General features: G+C 70.1%; 14 protein-coding genes. 8 read left to right on the forward strand and 6 right to left on the reverse strand.

All coding sequences use genetic code 11. The features are described from left to right. Positions 1 to 52: 52 nt before the first annotated feature. The 4 genes from ABD848_RS07260 to ABD848_RS07275 all read left to right on the forward strand — a co-directional run bounded on the left by ABD848_RS07260 (position 53) and on the right by ABD848_RS07275 (position 2,878). Positions 53 to 250: a hypothetical protein gene (locus ABD848_RS07260; protein WP_344968741.1), complete on the forward strand. Its 198-nt coding sequence runs from the start codon at positions 53 to 55 to the stop codon at positions 248 to 250. Further along, positions 222 to 2,255, forward strand: coding sequence for a cytochrome c oxidase assembly protein (locus ABD848_RS07265; RefSeq protein WP_344968744.1), 2,034 nt, complete (start codon positions 222 to 224; stop codon positions 2,253 to 2,255). Before ABD848_RS07260 ends, ABD848_RS07265 begins: the two co-directional genes overlap by 29 nt. A gap of 105 nt (positions 2,256 to 2,360) precedes the next feature. Beyond that, on the forward strand, positions 2,361 to 2,585 hold the full coding sequence (locus ABD848_RS07270; protein WP_344968746.1) for a hypothetical protein: 225 nt from the start codon (positions 2,361 to 2,363) through the stop codon (positions 2,583 to 2,585). Next, on the forward strand, positions 2,516 to 2,878 hold the full coding sequence (locus ABD848_RS07275; RefSeq protein ID WP_344968748.1) for an LLM class flavin-dependent oxidoreductase: 363 nt from the start codon (positions 2,516 to 2,518) through the stop codon (positions 2,876 to 2,878). Before ABD848_RS07270 ends, ABD848_RS07275 begins: the two co-directional genes overlap by 70 nt. Positions 2,879 to 3,286: 408 nt before the next feature. On the opposite strand, the gene ABD848_RS07280 is transcribed toward ABD848_RS07275, so the two are convergent. From ABD848_RS07280 to ABD848_RS07305, 6 genes are all read right to left on the reverse strand, one after another. Beyond that, positions 3,287 to 3,679, reverse strand: coding sequence for a hypothetical protein (locus tag ABD848_RS07280; RefSeq protein ID WP_344968750.1), 393 nt, complete (start codon positions 3,677 to 3,679; stop codon positions 3,287 to 3,289). A 120-nt stretch (positions 3,680 to 3,799) separates the two neighbouring features. Then, complete coding sequence (locus tag ABD848_RS07285; RefSeq protein ID WP_344968752.1) at positions 3,800 to 4,513, reverse strand: AAA family ATPase; 714 nt, start codon at positions 4,511 to 4,513, stop codon at positions 3,800 to 3,802. A gap of 914 nt (positions 4,514 to 5,427) precedes the next feature. Continuing rightward, positions 5,428 to 8,502 carry an SMC family ATPase gene (locus tag ABD848_RS07290; RefSeq protein ID WP_344968756.1) on the reverse strand — a complete coding sequence of 1,025 codons (3,075 nt, stop codon included), beginning with the start codon at positions 8,500 to 8,502 and terminating at the stop codon, positions 5,428 to 5,430. Positions 8,503 to 8,583: 81 nt separating this feature from the next. Continuing rightward, positions 8,584 to 9,735: an exonuclease SbcCD subunit D gene (locus ABD848_RS07295; protein WP_344968758.1), complete on the reverse strand. Its 1,152-nt coding sequence runs from the start codon at positions 9,733 to 9,735 to the stop codon at positions 8,584 to 8,586. Between the two features lie 321 nt (positions 9,736 to 10,056). Beyond that, positions 10,057 to 10,716 carry an O-methyltransferase gene (locus tag ABD848_RS07300; protein ID WP_344968760.1) on the reverse strand — a complete coding sequence of 220 codons (660 nt, stop codon included), beginning with the start codon at positions 10,714 to 10,716 and terminating at the stop codon, positions 10,057 to 10,059. Between the two features lie 159 nt (positions 10,717 to 10,875). After that, positions 10,876 to 11,589, reverse strand: a complete 714-nt coding sequence (locus tag ABD848_RS07305) for a metal-dependent hydrolase (RefSeq protein ID WP_344968763.1) — start codon at positions 11,587 to 11,589, stop codon at positions 10,876 to 10,878. A 236-nt stretch (positions 11,590 to 11,825) separates the two neighbouring features. On the opposite strand from ABD848_RS07305, the gene ABD848_RS07310 reads away from it, so the two are divergent. The 4 genes from ABD848_RS07310 to ABD848_RS07325 are packed head-to-tail and all read left to right on the forward strand — an operon-like array spanning position 11,826 to position 16,676. Continuing rightward, the gene (locus ABD848_RS07310) at positions 11,826 to 13,661 is read left to right on the forward strand and encodes an ABC transporter substrate-binding protein (protein ID WP_344968767.1); all 1,836 of its coding nucleotides are present in this window, start codon (positions 11,826 to 11,828) and stop codon (positions 13,659 to 13,661) included. Further along, the gene (locus ABD848_RS07315; protein WP_344968771.1) at positions 13,658 to 14,707 is read left to right on the forward strand and encodes an ABC transporter permease; all 1,050 of its coding nucleotides are present in this window, start codon (positions 13,658 to 13,660) and stop codon (positions 14,705 to 14,707) included. The genes ABD848_RS07310 and ABD848_RS07315 overlap by 4 nt, the downstream gene beginning before the upstream one ends. Further along, entirely contained in the window at positions 14,704 to 15,645 is a 942-nt protein-coding gene (locus ABD848_RS07320) for an ABC transporter permease (protein ID WP_344968773.1), read from the forward strand. Before ABD848_RS07315 ends, ABD848_RS07320 begins: the two co-directional genes overlap by 4 nt. Continuing rightward, the gene (locus ABD848_RS07325) at positions 15,642 to 16,676 is read left to right on the forward strand and encodes an ABC transporter ATP-binding protein (protein WP_344968776.1); all 1,035 of its coding nucleotides are present in this window, start codon (positions 15,642 to 15,644) and stop codon (positions 16,674 to 16,676) included. Before ABD848_RS07320 ends, ABD848_RS07325 begins: the two co-directional genes overlap by 4 nt. The last annotated feature ends 82 nt before the right edge of the window (positions 16,677 to 16,758 follow it).

Consider the following 16,758-nt stretch of genomic DNA (forward strand, 5'->3'; position numbering starts at 1 on the left):
GCCCGGGGGCGGCTTCCAGGGACCGTAAAGGTCCCCTAACCTTGGTGATTGGGTGATTCCCGCAGTGGTTCGGGCGCTGACATTCGTCTTTGGCGACGCCGCCGCCACGCTCGCCCCCTGGATCTGGGGCGGCCTTGGCCTGTTGACCGGTGCGGTGATCGCCGTGGCGGTGATCCGTTCCCGCCACCCGCACCACCAACGAAGACCCTGGAGCGCGCAGCGTGGCTTCCCCCGATCTTCGCGAGACTGAGACCTCGACCCCGCCGCGTGACGGCGCCATCGCCGAACTCACCGTGGCCGCCGTCGCCATCTGTGCGATCTCGCTGCTGCTCGCTTTGCTGGCCGGCGGCTCCGTGGTCGCCAGCGTCGCTCCCGGGCTGCCCGACCCCGGCCCGCTCACCCGCTGGGGGCTGCCCATCTCCACCGCGGGCCAAGACATCGCCGCGGCGCTCACGCTGGGCCTGCTCCTGTTGACCGTCGTGCTCCTGCCCTCCCAGCGAGGCGCCCTCACCGCAGCCGCCCAGTCCTACCTGCGTGCCACCTCCTGGTTCGCGCTCGCCTGGGCGGCGCTGTCGGCCGGCACCCTCATCTTCACGCTGTCCGACCTGCTGGGGCTGCCGCCCTCCCAGGTGCTTGACGAAGAGCTCACCAGCTACGCCGGCTCTGTGGGCCAGGGCATCGCGCTCATGGTGGTCATCCTGGCCGCTACCGGGGTGGCTCTCTTCGCCCGCGTGGCTCAGACGGCTACGGCGGCACTGGGCGTGCTGGGCTTGGGCCTACTCGCCCAGTTGCCCCCTCTCGTGGCGGGCCACGCCGCCTCGGCCGCCAACCACAGCCTCGCCGTCACCGGGCTCGCGGTGCACGTCCTCGCGGCGATCGTCTGGGTGGGAGGGTTGGCCGCGCTCACCTACCACGCCCTGCGGGCCTCCAGCGAGCACGTCCCGGTCGCCGTGGAGCGCTTCAGCCGCCTCGCCCTGTGGGCCTACGTCGGGGTGGCCGTGGGGGGCGTCGCCATCTCGGCGGCCAGGCTCACCAGCGTCACCGAGCTGTTCACCACCCCCTACGGCTGGCTCATCGCCGTCAAGTCCGCCCTGTTCGTGGTGTTGGGCTATCTGGGGTGGCAGCACCGGCGTCGCACCGTGCCCCGCATCGTTGAGGGAACGGGCCGTGTCCTCTTCGCCCGCATCGCCGCTGTGGAGGTGGCCATCATGGCCGCCGTCATGGGGGTGGCTGCCGCGCTCTCCCAAACCGAGCCCCCGCCCGTGCCCACGAGCCCGCCCGGCACCGCCGCCGACATCCTCGGTTTTCCCATGCCGCCGCCCATCAGCGCGCAGACCATCCTTACCCTGTGGCGGCCCGACCTGTTCTTCATCCTGGTCGTGGTCGTGCTCGGCGGCCTCTACGCCGCTGGGGTCGTACGGCTGCTGCGCCGTGGCGACCACTGGCCCTGGGGGCGCACCATCGCCTGGTTCTGCGGGCTGCTCACCATCGTCGCCACCGTGCTCACCGGCGTCGGTACCTACTCGATGGTGCTGTTCAGCACCCACATGATCCAGCACATGGTGCTGTCGATGATGACGCCTATCTTGCTGGTGCTCGGCGCTCCCATGACGCTGGCGCTGCGCGCCCTCCACCCTGCCCGCCGCCGCGGTGACCGGGGACCACGCGAGTGGCTCACCCTGTTCCTCAACAGCCGGTTCTCCCGGCTCGTTACGCACCACGTCTTCGCCACGGTGCTGTTCATCGCCAGCACCTACGCGCTGTACTTCACCCCGCTGTTCGAATTGCTCATGAGCGACCACCTGGGCCACGTGCTCATGAACACCCACTTCATCCTCGCGGGGTTCCTCTACTACTGGGTGATCGTGGGTATCGACCCCGCGCCGCGCAAGGTCCCCTACATGCTGCGGATCGTACTGTTGCTGGCCACCATGGGCTTCCACGCCTTCTTCGGCATCGCCATCATGATGCAGTCGGCTCCGATGGGCATGGCCTACTACAGCCAGTTCGACGTGCCGTGGCTGGCCAGCATCGCTGACGACCAATACGCCGGCGGTGGCATCGCGTGGGCCGTGGGGGAGATCCCCACCCTCATGGTCCTGATCGCCCTGGTAGGCCAGTGGTGGCGCGACGAGGAGCGCACCGAGCGTCGTCGGGAGCGCCACAGTCGCCGCGACGGCTCCGACGACGCCGATATGGACGCCTACAACGCCTACCTGCAAGCGCTGGATCGCCGCGCCCGCCAGCAGCGCTAGCGCACGGCCCGCGCCGGCCGCGGGCGCCCGTCGGTGGCGCGCCGTATCGGCGTGCTTACGGTGGATATGCGTGAAGGGCGCGGCCGGTGATGGTTCGCTGGGGCTATGACGACATTTCGCTTCGGCGTCAACTGCCTCGGCGTCCCGGTGGAGGAGTGGGTCGCCTACTGCCGCACCACCGAAGAGATGGGCTACGATGCCCTGTTCGCCGCCGACCACCTGACCATGCCCGCCCCTTCGCCGCGCTGGCCGGCGCCGCCGTGGCCACCCAGCGGTTGGGGCTGGGGACCTATGTCGTCAACAACGAGTTTTGGAACCCCGCCCTTTTAGCGCGCGAGGCGGCCACGGTGGACCGCCTCTCGGGCGGGCGGCTCCAACTCGGGCTGGGCGGCGGGCACATGAAGTGGAATTCGAATCCGCCGGCATACCGTGGCGCGAGCACGCCCAGCGTATGGACAACCTGGAGCGCTCCATCGACGAGATCGAGCGCCGTTACGCCGACGCCACCGACCAGCCGTTGCCCGAAGCCACCTCCCGCCCCCGCCTGCTCGTCGGCGGCCACGGCGATCGGGCTCTCGACATCGCTGCCCGCCGTGCCGACACCGTCGCCGTCGCGGGGCTGACCCAGCGGCGCGGGGCGAGCATGGGCACCTTCGATGTCGCCGACGCCCAGCAGACCCGTGAGCGGGTGGAGTTCGTGCGCCAGCGCGCCGGCGAGCGCGCCGGTGAATTGGAACTCACCGTGCTCGTCCAGCTTGTCGAGGTCACCGCCGACCGGGAGGCCGCAGCCGCCGGCGTGGCCGCCACCTACGGCAGGAAAGGACTGGGCAGCGTCGAAACGATCCTCGACAGCCCCTACACCCTCATCGGGACCCAAGGGGAGATCGCCCACGAGATCCTGCGCAACCGCGACCGCTTCGGGGTGACCCATATCGTCACTCACGGCGCGTTTCGTGACGCACTCGCGCCGAGCATCTCCCTCGTGCGAGAACTCGCCGGACCAACCGGAGAACCCGCCGACGGCACGGCCCTCAACTGAAGGCCGCTCCCAGCCCGGCGCCGATCACACCGAGCACGACGCACACCACCACGCCGCCGGCCACCGACGCCGCCGACAGCCGTGGTGCGGCTATGGCCGCGCGCCGCGCCACGGCCGGCAGCAGCGCCATGCCCACGACATAGCCGATCACCACCACGCAGCAGGCGGCCAGCACCGCCGCCGCGAAGCCCGAGCCCCGCGAGAGCGTGGTAGCCGCCGCCATGCTCGGCAGCGCCACTAGGACGAACAGCGAGAGCGCCCCCACGAGCCCCTGGACCACGAGGTTGCCCGCCCGATCCGCGAACACCAGCAGCAGCCCGACGCCGGCCGCGGTCAGCACGGCGCTCGCGATCCCAAACACTGCGACACTGATCAGCCAATCCACAGCGGCATTCTCCCACCCGGGCGAGTCTTCCCGTGCCAGCCGGCCCGGCTGTCGTGGGTCCGCCACAGGAGAGAGCTAACGGCTCAAGACGTACTCAAGAGGCGCTTTGTACCGGTGCCCTCACAGCAGCAGCACCGCCGCTGCGGTCACACAGATCACGACGAACATCCGCGTCCGCATCCCGACGAGGGGAACGCGCGCCGCCCCTGAGGTGAACCAGATACCGGTGAGGCGGTGGGCCCGCGGCCGATCCAGGATGGTCAGCGACGCCGCCCAAGGCAGGACCCGCCCCGCTCCCAGTGCGCAGGCGTCGATCAGTCGGGCCCAGCGCCGGGCGTGACTCCGGAAGCTGCGTGAGGTCACCATGCGGCCCCGGTGCACCTGGCCGCGCCGGGCATCGGCCGGGTCGACGTCGATGAGCACCACGTGGGCCTGCGCGCCGACCAGCCGGCAGTAGGTGCCCAACAGCAACCGGACCAGCCGTCGGGTTCCCGTCTCGTGCACCACCACCGGGTCGCCGGTGCGCAGCGCCGCGATGATGCGCACATAGTGCAGGACGTGCACCACCCAGCGCCAGCACACGTAGGGGATGTGGCGCAGCAGGGGGGTGAGCCGGTTGCGTGACTGCTGGGAGTCGATGACGTACACGCCTTCGGCTGTGCGCGCCGTTGCCGTCTCGGTCCCGTTCAAACCGTAGAGCCGGTTGAGCAGCGTGCTCTTGCCTGCTCCGGGAATCCCGCCGAGGAGGACGAGTGAGCGCTGCGGGTAGCACAGCGTCTCCACCGTCCGGCCGCGGAGATCGTTGTGTCCAACGGCGATGAGAGGCAGCGTCATGACGGTCGGGTCTCTCTCCAGCCGGTGTGAAGCCTGGTCTGAACGAACAGCACGGATACTCGACATTACCCGGGCAGCGGGGCCACCGTCCGGGCGCGCCCGCGGGCGCGCGGCTCCCGGTTTGCCGTAGCGCGTGGGAGACGGCGGCGGGTCGAGCCCATCTTGGCTGGTCTGAGCGCACCGAACCGCCGCCTTCCGCCCGCTGGGGCCAAGACGGCGCCGGGTCTAGCGCGGCCAGGAGTGGCCACGCGGGAACCACGACGGTGCCCGGTACCGGCCCCGATGGTGGCCGCGCTGCTTGGCCTGTGCTCGCGAGGTGAAAAGTGCCCGGTAGCGGTGGTGCGGCCCCACGTTCGGCCCGCTTGTGCGGTTGTGCGGGACGCACCGGTCGGAGGTCCCTGGCCGCGCTGTAGCTCGAACCGGCCGAACGTTTTGTCCCCGGTGTAACGGCCGCGCCCATCCTCGTGCCGGGCATCGCTTGCGTGCATCCCCCGGCCGACAGCACTGACAGTGTGCGAGTTTCCCCTCGCTCGTGCCTTGATCGCTGCGCGGTCTCGGCAGCCAGGGGTGGGCGGTATCCGGGGCGGGCGCCACCACCTTCCCCGTGCCACAAGGCGACTGTTTCGCGAACAGCCACACCCTCCCGGCCTTGTGGCCGGAAAAGACCACACCACCCCGGTCTCGTGTCCGGACAAGAGGGGCCAGAGACCCTCATGTGTCCGGAAAACAAGGGACACCATCGTTACTTCCCGGCGTCGAGGTTTTGTTGTTTGGGAGGACGGCGAGGGCAGGCGGTGGGCGCACGCGGGCGCTCGGTCCAGTCCACGATCACCCCGCCCACGGTTTTCACCTGAGAGCACGCCGGCCGTCTCGCCCCGCGGTGGCCGGCGGCCCCAGCGGAGCCGTAGCCCCGCTCAGGTGGTCTGTTCCAGGTGGGAGCCATGCGTGGTCTTGACGACCCGCAGCCGAGTCGGGATGCGGGTCCGCAGGTCGGCCACGTGGCTGACGACACCGACAGTGCGTCCGCCCTCGCGCAGGTGGTCAAGGACTTCCAACACCTCGTCCAGGGTGTCTTCGTCCAGCGTGCCGAAGCCCTCGTCGACGAACAGCGTGCCGATGTCGGCGCCACCGGCCTCCTCACCGGCGACGTCGGCCAGTCCCAGCGCCAGGGCCAGCGACGTGATGAACGTCTCGCCGCCGGAGAGGGTGGCGGGGTCGCGTTCCTGGCCGGTCCAGGCGTCGATGACACGCAGGCCCAGCCCGCCGCTGGAGACCTTCCGACCGTCGCTGGCCGACTTGTCGATGGTGTGCCGCAGTTCGTAGCGTCCCCCGGACATGTCGCCCAGCCGGTCGTTGGCGGCGGCCACCACCTGTTCCAGCCGCGCCGCCAGGACGTAGGCCGACAGTTGCACGTTCTCCCGGTTCTCCGCCGAGGTGCCCGCCGCCAGCCGTGCCAGGCGTTCGGCGACTTGGTGGTGCTCCCGGGCCGGACGGGAGGCGGCCAGCCGTTGCTTCAGCTTGACGCGGAGCTCTGCCAGCCGGTGGGCACGGTCGGCTATCTGTTTGTGCCAGCCCAGGAAGCATTCGGCGCTGTGCTCGGCGGCGGCCACCTCGCCTTCCAGGACGGCGAGGTCGGGGGCCGGCTGCCGGCTGGCGGCGATCAGGTCGGGATCGCCGAGCTCGGCCTGGGCGGCGGCGCGCGCGTCGTCGTACTCGCGGGCGCGTCTGGTCAGCTCCTCGCGCTCGCTGGTGGTGCGGGCGGCGGCGCGCGCCTGCTCGGCGTCGGTGAAACCGGCTCGCTCCAGTCCGGTGGTGGCCTCGTGTTCGGCGGCGGTCAGCTCCTCGGTGGCGGTGGTCCAGGAGCGTAGCGCCTCTGCCGCATCCTCCAGCAGCTCGGCCTCGCTGGTGAGCCGATCGATGCGGCTGCCCAGGTCGGGGTCGTCGCCACGCGCTTGGGCCAGCGATTCGGTCAGCCGGTCGCGCTCTTGCTCTCGGTCCCGGTGCCGCTGCCGGCACTCGGCGAGCCTGGCCGTCAGTTCGCTCTCCTGCCGGCGCGCCTCGTCGTGTTTGTCGTCGAGGTCGATGATCTCGTCGCTGAGCCGCTGCACCTCCTCGTTGGCCGTATCGAGCGCGGCAAGCTCGTCCTCTCGAGCGCGAAGCCGCGCCTCGGCCTCCTCGATAGTGAGTCCTTCGGCGGTGCGTTCCTCGGCTGCCCGTTGTTCGGTCAGCGAGGTGAGCGTGTCCTTGGCCTCGTCGCGGCGCTGCTGGGCGGCCTCCATGTCGCGCTGGGCCGCTTCCTCGTCCTCGGGGCTGGGCTGGTCGGCTGCGGCCACAGCGGGGTGGGGGTGCTCGGTCGAGCCGCACACCGGACAGGGGTGTTCAGGAGTCAGCGCCGCCGCCAGTTCGGCGGCCATGCCTGAGATCCGCTGCTCGCGCACCGACTGGTAGTGGTCGCGTGCCTGCTGCGCGGTGTCGACGGCGGCGGAGTGCGCCGCGTGGGCGGTCGCCACCGCCTCGTCGAGTCGTTGGACTTCCCGCGCGGCCGTGAGCCGGCGCCGCGCCGTCTCGCAGGCTTCCAGAGCCGTCTCGCGTGGCCCGCTCCGCTCGCGTGTCTCCTCCAGCTTGGCCGCCAGTTCGGCGCGGCGCTCGGGCAGCTTGGCCGCCTCGGCGCTGACCCGATCCAACTCTTCCTTGGTGGTGTCGACCTCGGTGGCCACCTGCTGGAGCTGTTCTTCCAGCAAGCGCAGCCAATCGGCGTCGGCGCGGCGCTGCTCCAGTTGAGCGGTCTCGTCGTGGCGCTGTCGTGCGGCGGCGGTCAGCCGGGCGCGCGCGGTTTCGGCGCTGTCGCGGGCAAGTCGGGCGAAGGCGGTTTCTGGTTCCTGCCCGGTGGCTTCGTCCGGCAGGGAAGACATCTGTGCGGGCAGCCCCAGATCGTCCAGTGCCAGCAGCGTGCCTGCCAAACCGCACTTTTCGACCGCGTCCAGCCGCGTCTTCTGCGCATCGACACGGCGCTGCTCGGCCGCTTGCAGCAGCGCAGCGACCTCCGCGGCGCGCCCCGCCGCGGCCAGTTCGGCTTCGATGGCGTGGCGCTCCGCGGCACGCTCGTCGAGTTCGTCGCGCTGGCGTAGCGCCGCAGCATAGCGCTCCTGCTGTTGCACCAGCGACCTGGCCTGCTCCAGGGCGGTGCGGGCCAGGTCGCGTTCCCGGCCCATCTCCGCGGCGAGGGCGGCGGCGTCGGCGGCGGTGGCGGTCGTCACCGCCGCCAACTCGCGGGCCCACGGCTCCAGCTCTTCGGGTTCCTCGGCGCCCGTAACGGCGGGCTGGCCGGCGCGCTCGGCGATCTGGTCGGCGGTCTGGGTCACGGCGCGCTCGGCCTCGGCCGCGGCCCGGCCGCGGTCGCGGGCGTGCTCGGCGAGCCATTTCTCCAGCTTGGTGAACATGCCGGTGGCGAACAGCCGTTCCAGCGAGGCGCGCCGTTCGGCCGCGCCCGCGCGCAGGAACCGCGCGAACTCGCCCTGGGGCAACAGCACGATCTGGCAGAACTGCTCGCGCGAAAGTCCCAGAAGCTCGTCGATGAAGTCGGCGGCCTCGTCGATGCGGTTGGTGACACCGCGCCACTCGCCCGCGACCCACTCGCTCAGGGCAAGCTGCGCATTCTCTTTGGTCATGCCCTTTCCGCGCTTCTTGGGCCGTTCCCAAGACGGGCAGCGCACGATGTGCAGCCGTCGCCCGGCGATCGTGGTCTCCAGCCTGACCTCGGGGGCGCGGTCGGGGGGTGCGTGGTTGCTGCGCGGCGACTTGGCGCCCTCGCGCGCGCCGGGCACCTGCCCGTAGAGAGCGAAGCACACGGCGTCGAGCACGGAGGTCTTGCCGGCGCCGGTGGGGCCGTGGATGAGGAACAGCCCACCGTCGGCCAGAGCGTCGAAGTCAACGCTCACGGTGTCGGCGAAGGGGCCGAAGGCCTGCATGGTGAGCCGGTGCAGCCGCATGGGGGGCTCCTCGGGGACGGGAAAACACGGGGGAGGGGACAGGGGGCCGGGTCGGCTGTCACCCGGCCGGGACGGTCGGGCTCAACCGGCGTTTTCGCGGGCGCGCAGGTCGGCCAGGGCGTGGTCGATCAGGTGGCGCTCCTGGGGAGTGGCCGGTGAACCGCGGGCCCAGTCGACGAAATCCAGCGCCAGATCGGCCTCGGAGCGTTCGGCGGTGCGCTGGGTCCAGGTGGTCTCGCGCTGCGCGACCTCGCCTTCGGGAGCGAATTCCAGGTGCAGGGCGTAGGGGAAACGTTCGCGCAGCCGGTCCATGGGAAAGGCTGGCCGCAGCGGGTCGGTGAGGGTGATCTGGAGCCAGTGCTCGGTGTAGCGCTGCCAGCGTTCCTCGGTCAGCAGGTCGTCGATGCGGCCTCGGAGCCGCGCGATGGGGCGCGGGACCGGAGCTTCGACGCATACGGGCTCGCTCGCCCCCGCGGCGTCCAACTCCACCAACCAACTCCCTTTGACCTGGTGCTCTTCGGAGAAGGAGTAGGCCAGCGGCGAGCCGCTGTAGTAGACGTTCTCGGCCACGCGCTGCCGGCCGTGCAGGTGGCCCAGCGCGACGTAGTCGACACCGTCGAACACGCTGGCCGGAACGTCGGCAGCGCCGCCCACGCGGATGTCGCGTTCACTGTCGGAGGGCTCGCCGCCTCGGACGAAGGCGTGCGACAGCACGACCGAGCGGGTGCCGGCCGGTTGGGTGGCCAGGTCGGCGCGTACAAGGTCCATCGCGTGGTTCAGCGCGGCGGTGTGGCTGCGTTTGGTCAGCTTCCACTCGTGGCGCACCAGTTCGGGTTCGAGGTAGGGGATGCCATAGCAGGCGACCGGGCCGTGCTCGTCGTTGAGGATGACCGGCGTGCCCACCGTCGCCGGGTCGCTGCGCAGATACACCCCCGAGGCGTCGATGAGTTCGGTGGCGTAGGACAACCGGACCATGGAGTCGTGGTTGCCGCTGATCAGCACGGCCTTGGCGCCGGTGTCGCGGATGCGCCGCAGCGCTTCACTGAACAGTCGGACGGCGTCGACAGGGGGCAGGGCGCGGTCGTAGAGGTCACCCGAGACCAGCACGACGTCGACACGTTCGGAGCGGATCGTGGCGATGAGGTGATCGATGAACGCCGCTTGCGCGTCGAGCAGGCTCTCCCGGTGAAACGACCGGCCCAGATGCCAGTCGGAGGTGTGCAGCAGCCGCATGGTCGGCGAGCCTAGCGCAGCGGAGCCGCCGGGGTCTCAGAGATGGGCGAATCGGCCCGTGGCGCCGCTGCGCGCCGGGGCGCGGGACACAGCGGCGCCACGGGCGCCTCGCGATCGTGTCCGAAGCGGCCCACGGGCGGGCGATGGGGGCGGGAGCGCACCCGCCATGGCTAGGTTCTGGTGTTCGGAGGTCTGGGCTGTGGGGGGCGTTCTTCGTTGGCTCGCGCCTCGATCGCCGCGCGATTTCGGCAGCCCGCGAAGGCGCCAGCGGAGGCGCTCACCCACGTCCGCCCACCGCCCGCCCTTGCCAAAAAACAGAACCTAGCGCACGCGCGCCAGCGTCAGGCCGTCGCCGATGGGCAAGATGACCGCCTCGGCGCGGCCGTCGTCGCGCGCATGGACATTGAACTTGCGGATGCCCTCCACGGCGGGGCTCGTCGCGGCCGGATCGATGACGCGCCCGTGGGAGAAGGTGTTGTCGGCCAGGATGGTGCCTCCCGAACGCATCCGTGGCACCAACTCCTCCCAGTAGTCGATGTAGCCTTCCTTGTCGGCGTCAATGAAGGCCAGGTCAAAGCGCGGCTCGCGGTCGAGTTCGCGTAGGGTCTGCAACGCCGGCCCCAGGCGTAGCGTGATCGTGTCGCTGAGCCCGGCCCGCTGCCAGTAGGAGCGCGCCACCGACGTCCACTCCTCGCTGAGGTCGCAACTGAGCAGGGTGCCGCCCGGAGCCAGCCCCCGCGCCAGGCAGATGGCGGAGTAGCCGGTGAACGTACCGATCTCCACGGCATCGCGCGCCCCGGCGAGTTGGGCCACCATCCGCATGAATGTGCCTTGTTCGGGCCCGATCTGTAGGCCCACCCTGTCGGGGAAGCGCTGCTCGGTTTCGGCCACGAGGTCGCGCAGCAGCTCGTCGACCGGCTCGCTGTGCGCGAGTAGGTACTCGTACAGTTCCGGGCTGAGGTTCTCGCTCGTGCGTGTCACGCCATCTAGCCTACTGAGGTTTTCCGGCGAGACCGCGGTTGCGCGCGGGGGAGGGGCTCGCCGCGTGACGCGCTCGTGAGGCCAGCCCGCGCGGCCAGCGGCGGTGTCCGCCGACACCGCGGTCGTGCCGCGCCTCGCAGGAGAGCCGCGGCGGGGTGCCTACGCCTTGGGGAGGATGTCTTGCCAGGGGAAGAGGTAGATCGAGAACAGGATGACGCCGATGCTCAGCAGGGGAGTTACAACCGTGCGTTCGATCTTGCCGTCGGTTTCGAAGCCGATGTTTTGCCCGACCCGGTACTTGCTGATCGGCCAGAACAGGGGCACCCCCATGTGGGTGGCCATGTCACCCACGAAGTGCAGCAGGCAGCCGAACGCCACCGCCAGCCCCATCCAGGAGTAGTCCACCCCTGAGGTGTAGAGCGCCAGCACAATGCCGGCCGTGCCCATGGCGTTGAGCACGGCAGCCGCGGCCCGGTTTTTGTCCATGCCAAAGCCCAGCCCGTTCAGTGCGATCCCCACTAGCAAGAACACGAAGATCTGCACGGCCAGCTCCGACCACAACGCCAACAGTTGGGTCAGGCCGCCCATGAGGAGGGCGAACAGCAGCGAATGAGTGCCGTTGCGATGGCCGCCGAAGATCCAGCTAAACAGGGCGCTGAGTGTGCCGGTGACCAGACCGTAGGTCTGGGTGATCGTGGCGTTTTTGTGATCGAGATCGGGCACCAAGGCGGCGCCGGCGCACACGAGAGAGCCGGCGATGATCTCGCCCGGCCCGAGGTCGAAGTGGATGTTGAAGAACTGTTGTCCCTGGACAACCGGGACGATCGCCATCCAGCCAACGGCTCCGCTGAGCGCGTGAGAGTGCCCCATCATGGCGCGAAACCGTAGCGGTTAAGGGAGATTCTGGCGAATCGCTGGAGGAGAAAACGACAAACGACTCTAAGTGATGGAATGATTACTTCAGGGCATGTGCCCATATTGGCGGCATTACTGATCACGACGGTGCCGTGTCACAACGTGAATATAGGTTGGCGACGTCGAGCCGATGGCACGCAACCACCAGTGTGGCGGGAGCGGCCATCACCCCGGTACGAACGCAAGGATCTTCGGTGACCGATCACAAGGCCGTGGGACGGACTCCCCGCAGGCGAGGCTTTCTCCGCTGGCTGGCTGCCGCCGCGGCAGCGGCCCTCACGGTCGGCGGGCTGCCCACCGCCGCCGCTGAAACCGGGGACGACGGTGTCACCACGACCCTGACTATCGCCGAGAGCCAGCCGGTGGACTCGCTCAGTCCGTTCTTGGCGCAGCGGGTCGTCTCCACGTCCATCCACCGGTTGATGTACGACTACCTCACCAACTACGCCCCCGAGACCAACGCCGCCGTCCCGGGGCTGGCCGAGTCATGGCAGACCTCGGCCGACGAACTCACCTGGACCTACACCTTGCGCGACGACGCCACCTGGAGCGACGGCGAACCCGTCACCGCCCAGGACGTGGTCTGGACCTTGACCACGATGATGACCGACGAGGCGGCGGCCACCGCCAACGGCAACTTCGTCACCAACTTCGAGAAAGTCACCGCCGTCGACAAGCGCACAGTCGAGATCCAGCTCAGCCAGCCCCAGGCCACCATGCTCGCTTTGGACATCCCGATCCTGCCCGAGCACATCTGGTCCGACGTCGAGGACTTCGCCACCTTCAACAACGACACCGACTTTCCCATCGTGGGCAACGGGCCGTTCATCCTCACCGACTACCAGCCCAACCAGTCCATCACCTTGGAGGCCAACCCCGACTACTGGCGCGGCGCCCCCAAGTTCGACCGCCTGGTCTTTCGTTACTTCAACGACCAAGACGCCATGGTCGAGGCGCTCCGCACCGGCGCCGTCAGCTTCGTCGCCGGTCTCACCCCCGCCCAGGCCGACGCCCTGCGCGGCGAGGGCGACATCACCGTCAACGCCGCCAACGGCAAACGGTTCCAAGCCTTCACCATCAACCCCGGCGCCACGACCGTCGACGGCGAAGAGTTCGGTGACGGCCACCCGGCGCTGGCCGACCGGGTCGTGCGCCGGGCGATCGTGCGCGCCATCGACAAGGAAGCCCTCGTCGATCGCGTCTTCGGGGGCTACGCTGAGGCCGCAGACGGATACATACCGTCGCGCTACTCCGACTACCACTTCGAGCCCGAAGCCGACGAACGGTTGGGGTTCGACCCCCGAGCCGCCAACGCCATGCTCGACGAGGCCGGCTACACCCGCGGCGACGACGGCATCCGCGTCTCTCCCGAGGGCGAGCGGCTCTCCTTCAGGCTGCACGTCCACAACAACCAGCCTGAGAACGTGCAGGCCGCCCGCTTCATGACGGAATGGCTCGCCGACATCGGCATTGAGATCCGCGGGAGATACGTCGACCCCGGCGTGGTCAGCGACGCGCTGCACGCCGGCGAGTACGACCTCATCTTCACGGGATGGCTGGTCAACCCCGACCCCGACTACGTCTTGGGGATTCACACCTGCGACGCCCTGCCCACCGAGCCCGGTGCCATGCGCAGCGACGCCTACTTCTGCGACGAGGAGTACGACCGCCTCTACGCCCAGCAGCTCGCCGAGTACGACCCGGCCACCCGCGCCGAACTCATCCAGCGGATGCAGCGCATCCTGTACCAGGAGGCCGTGGTCAACGTGTTGACCTACCCCGACATGCTTGAGGCCTACCGTTCCGACCACATCGCCGCCATCCAGGTCCAACCCGAACCCGGCGGCAACATCGCCCACCAGGACGGCTACTGGAGTTGGTGGTCGGCCGCCCCGGCCGAGGGGCTCACCTCAGAAAGCGGCCCTTCGACCGTTCTGATCGTCGGGATCACGATCTGTAGCCTCCTCGTCGTCACCGGCACCGCCCTCGTCGTTCGGCACCGGCGCGCCACAGCCGAGGACCGCGAATGAGCGCGCCACCCCGCCCTCACACCGAGCGCGCCGCCGCGCCGCCGCGCCGCCGCCAGTGGCGTCCGCGCGCTGGCACCCTGCGCTACATCGGCGGCAGACTGCTCAGCTCGGCGGTGTCGCTGCTGGCCGTCATGGTCACCGGATTCTTCCTGTTTCGGATCTTGCCCGGTGACCCGGTCCTCGCCATGACGCGCGGTCGCGCGGTCACGGTCGAACAGCTCGCCCAATTGCGCCGCGAGTTCGGCCTCGACCAACCGCTGCCCCAGCAGTTCCTCGATTACTGCCTCGGGGTGCTCCGCCTCGACATGGGCATGTCCTACCAGTACCGCGCGCCCGTCAGTGAGCTGATCGGCGCGCGGCTGTGGCCCACCGTCCTGCTCGTGGGAACCGCGACGGTGCTGGCCGCCATCCTCGGGCTGTGGCTGGGCACGCGCGCGGCCTGGCGTCGCGGCTCGGCCACCGACCGCCTCAACACCGGCCTCGCCCTGACCCTGTGGTCGGTGCCGACCTTTTGGCTGGGCCTGCTCCTCATCGCCGCCCTGGCCACCGGCATCGGCCCGATGCCCGGCCTGTTCCCGCCCGGCGGCATGATGACCCCCGGCACCACCGGCACCCTCGCCGTGGCCGTGGACGTCGCCCACCACATGGTGCTGCCGGTGACCACCATGGTGGCCGTCGTCTACGCCCAATACTTGATGATCATGCGTTCCTCGCTGCTCGACGAGTTGGGCGGCGACTACCTGGTGACCGCGCGCGCCAAAGGGCTCCGCAACGACCTCGTGCTGCGCCGCCACGCCGTGCCTAACGCGCTGCTGCCCACCGTCACCCTGATCTTTCTCAACCTCGGCCAGGTGGTGGCCGGCACGATCCTCGTGGAGACCGTCTTCTCCTGGCCCGGCCTGGGAACCCTGTTCTACGAGGCGCTCAAAGTCCCCGATCTGCCCCTGGTCCAAGGGCTGTTCATCGTCTTCTCGGCTTCGGTGATCGTCATGAACCTCTTCGCCGACCTGGTCTACCCCGTGCTCGACCCGCGGGTGCGCCCATGAGCCAATCCGAGCGCGCTCCTTGCTCCCCGGCGTCGCAGGGCCGCGCCGCGCCGCCGCGCGCCATGGCGTGGCGCCGCCGCCGCACGGCCTGGCTGCGCTTTTGGCGCGAGTACCGCCGTAACCGAGCCGGCGTGGTCGGGCTGGCCGGTCTGATGCTGTTCGTGCTGCTCGCGCTCGCGGCTCCGCTGCTGGTCGACCCCGCTCAGCTCAGCCTCACCGGCGCGCCGGGTACGCCCTACCAGCCCCCCAGCGCGCGGTTCCCGCTGGGCACCGACAATTTCGGCCGTTCCCTGCTGGACCTGGTCATCTGGGGCTCGCGGGTCTCATTGACCGTGGGTTTCCTCGCCACCCTGGTGTCGGTGACCCTGGGCTCGCTCGTGGGCATCCTCGCCGGCCATTTTCGAGGCTGGACCGCGACCGTACTGATGCGGATCACCGACTGGTTCCTCGTGCTGCCCACCTTGGTGCTGGCCATCGCCTTGGCCGCGGTACTCAGCCGCAGCACCCTCACGGTCATCGTCGCCATCGGCGTCACCGCCTGGCCCACCACCGCCCGGTTGGTGCGTGCCCAGACGCTGGCCGTGGAGGCGCGCCCCTACATCGAACGGGCTAAAGCGTTGGGAGGCGGCCACGGCCACATCATGCTCCGCCACGTGCTGCCCAACGTTATGCCGCTGGTGCTGGCCCAGACCACCCTGCTGGTGGCCAACTCCATCATCACCGAGTCGACGCTGGCCTTCCTCGGCCTGGGCGATCCCACGACGGTCTCGTGGGGCGCCATCCTCCAAGACGCCCGCGAAGCCGGGGCGATCAGCGCCGGAGTCTGGTGGTACCTGATACCGCCGGGGCTGGCGATCGCGCTGGTCGCGTTGACCTTCACGCTGTGCGGTCGGGCCCTGGAAGGCGTGCTCAACCCCAAACTGCGGGAGCGCCGGTGAGTCACCTCGACATACGAGACCTGACCGTCACCTACCGGGGCGCCGGCGGCGCCGACTCCGCTGTCCCCGCCGTGCGCGGCGTGGACCTGACCGTCCCCCACGCCGGCACCGTGGGGGTGGCCGGCGAGTCGGGCTGCGGCAAGTCGACGCTGGCCCTGGCACTGCTGCGCCTGCTTCCCAAGACCGCGGCGCTGAACGGGCAGATCCTGCTCGACGGCGAGGACGTGCTCACCATGAAGTGGGGGCGGCTACGGGCGGTGCGCTGGGCGGCCACCTCGATCGTGTTCCAGGGGGCGATGCACTCGCTCAACCCGGTGCGCCGGGTCGGCGAGCAGATCGCCGAACCTCTCCTGCTGCACGGCACCACCGCCTCCGCCGCCGAGGCACGCGAGCGGGTGGCGGCGCTGCTGCGCCAGGTCGGGCTCCCGCAGCAGCGCGCCGGCGCCTACCCCCACGAGCTCTCCGGGGGCCAGCGCCAGCGCGTCATGATCGCGATGGCGCTGGCCTGCGAACCTGAGCTGATCATCGCCGACGAGCCCACCACCGCGCTCGACGTCATGACTCAGGCCCAGATCCTGCGCCTGATCGCGGGACTGGTCGACGAGACCGGTGTCAGCATGGTGCTGATCAGCCATGACCTGTCGGTCCTGGCCCACACCTGTGACCGACTCGCGGTGATGTATGCCGGCCGGATCGTGGAGGAGGGGCCCGCCCGGGAGGTCTACACCGACGCCCGCCACCCCTATGCGGCAGCGTTGAGCGGCGCCTTTCCCCGCATCGGCGACCCCGCTTCCCGGCGGCGCCCCCGCGGGCTGGCCGGCGACCCGCCCGATCCGGCCGCCCTGCCGGCAGGGTGCGCGTTCCGCCCGCGCTGCGAGCGCGCCCAACCGTGCTGCGCCCGGATCGACCCCGTGCTGTGGCCAGCCGGTACGCACCGTTCGGCGGCGTGTGTCCACGTCGTGCCCGAGGCGCCTGCGGTCGAGCCGGCGGTAGGCGAACCCGCTGTAGGCAGCGAGGAGGGCCGGTGGTGACCTCGCTGCCGGCTGTGGCGGCCGGCACCTGCTCAACAGCCACGGCGGGCCGTGCCACGAGCAGCCGCCCGGCGGTCCGACT

Source organism: Salinactinospora qingdaonensis, from assembly GCF_039539445.1.
Taxonomy (GTDB): domain Bacteria; phylum Actinomycetota; class Actinomycetes; order Streptosporangiales; family Streptosporangiaceae; genus Salinactinospora; species Salinactinospora qingdaonensis.

What these genes read in the sequence shown, in the direction of transcription:
- ABD848_RS07320 (WP_344968773.1), top strand. Translation starts at nt 14,704, where the DNA reads ATGAGCCAATCCGAGCGCGCTCCTTGCTCCCCGGCGTCGCAGGGCCGC.
- ABD848_RS07315 (WP_344968771.1), top strand. Translation starts at nt 13,658, where the DNA reads ATGAGCGCGCCACCCCGCCCTCACACCGAGCGCGCCGCCGCGCCGCCG.
- ABD848_RS07290 (WP_344968756.1), bottom strand. Translation starts at nt 8,502, where the DNA reads ATGCGGCTGCACCGGCTCACCATGCAGGCCTTCGGCCCCTTCGCCGAC.
- ABD848_RS07285 (WP_344968752.1), bottom strand. Translation starts at nt 4,513, where the DNA reads ATGACGCTGCCTCTCATCGCCGTTGGACACAACGATCTCCGCGGCCGG.
- ABD848_RS07305 (WP_344968763.1), bottom strand. Translation starts at nt 11,589, where the DNA reads ATGATGGGGCACTCTCACGCGCTCAGCGGAGCCGTTGGCTGGATGGCG.
- ABD848_RS07270 (WP_344968746.1), top strand. Translation starts at nt 2,361, where the DNA reads ATGACGACATTTCGCTTCGGCGTCAACTGCCTCGGCGTCCCGGTGGAG.
- ABD848_RS07295 (WP_344968758.1), bottom strand. Translation starts at nt 9,735, where the DNA reads ATGCGGCTGCTGCACACCTCCGACTGGCATCTGGGCCGGTCGTTTCAC.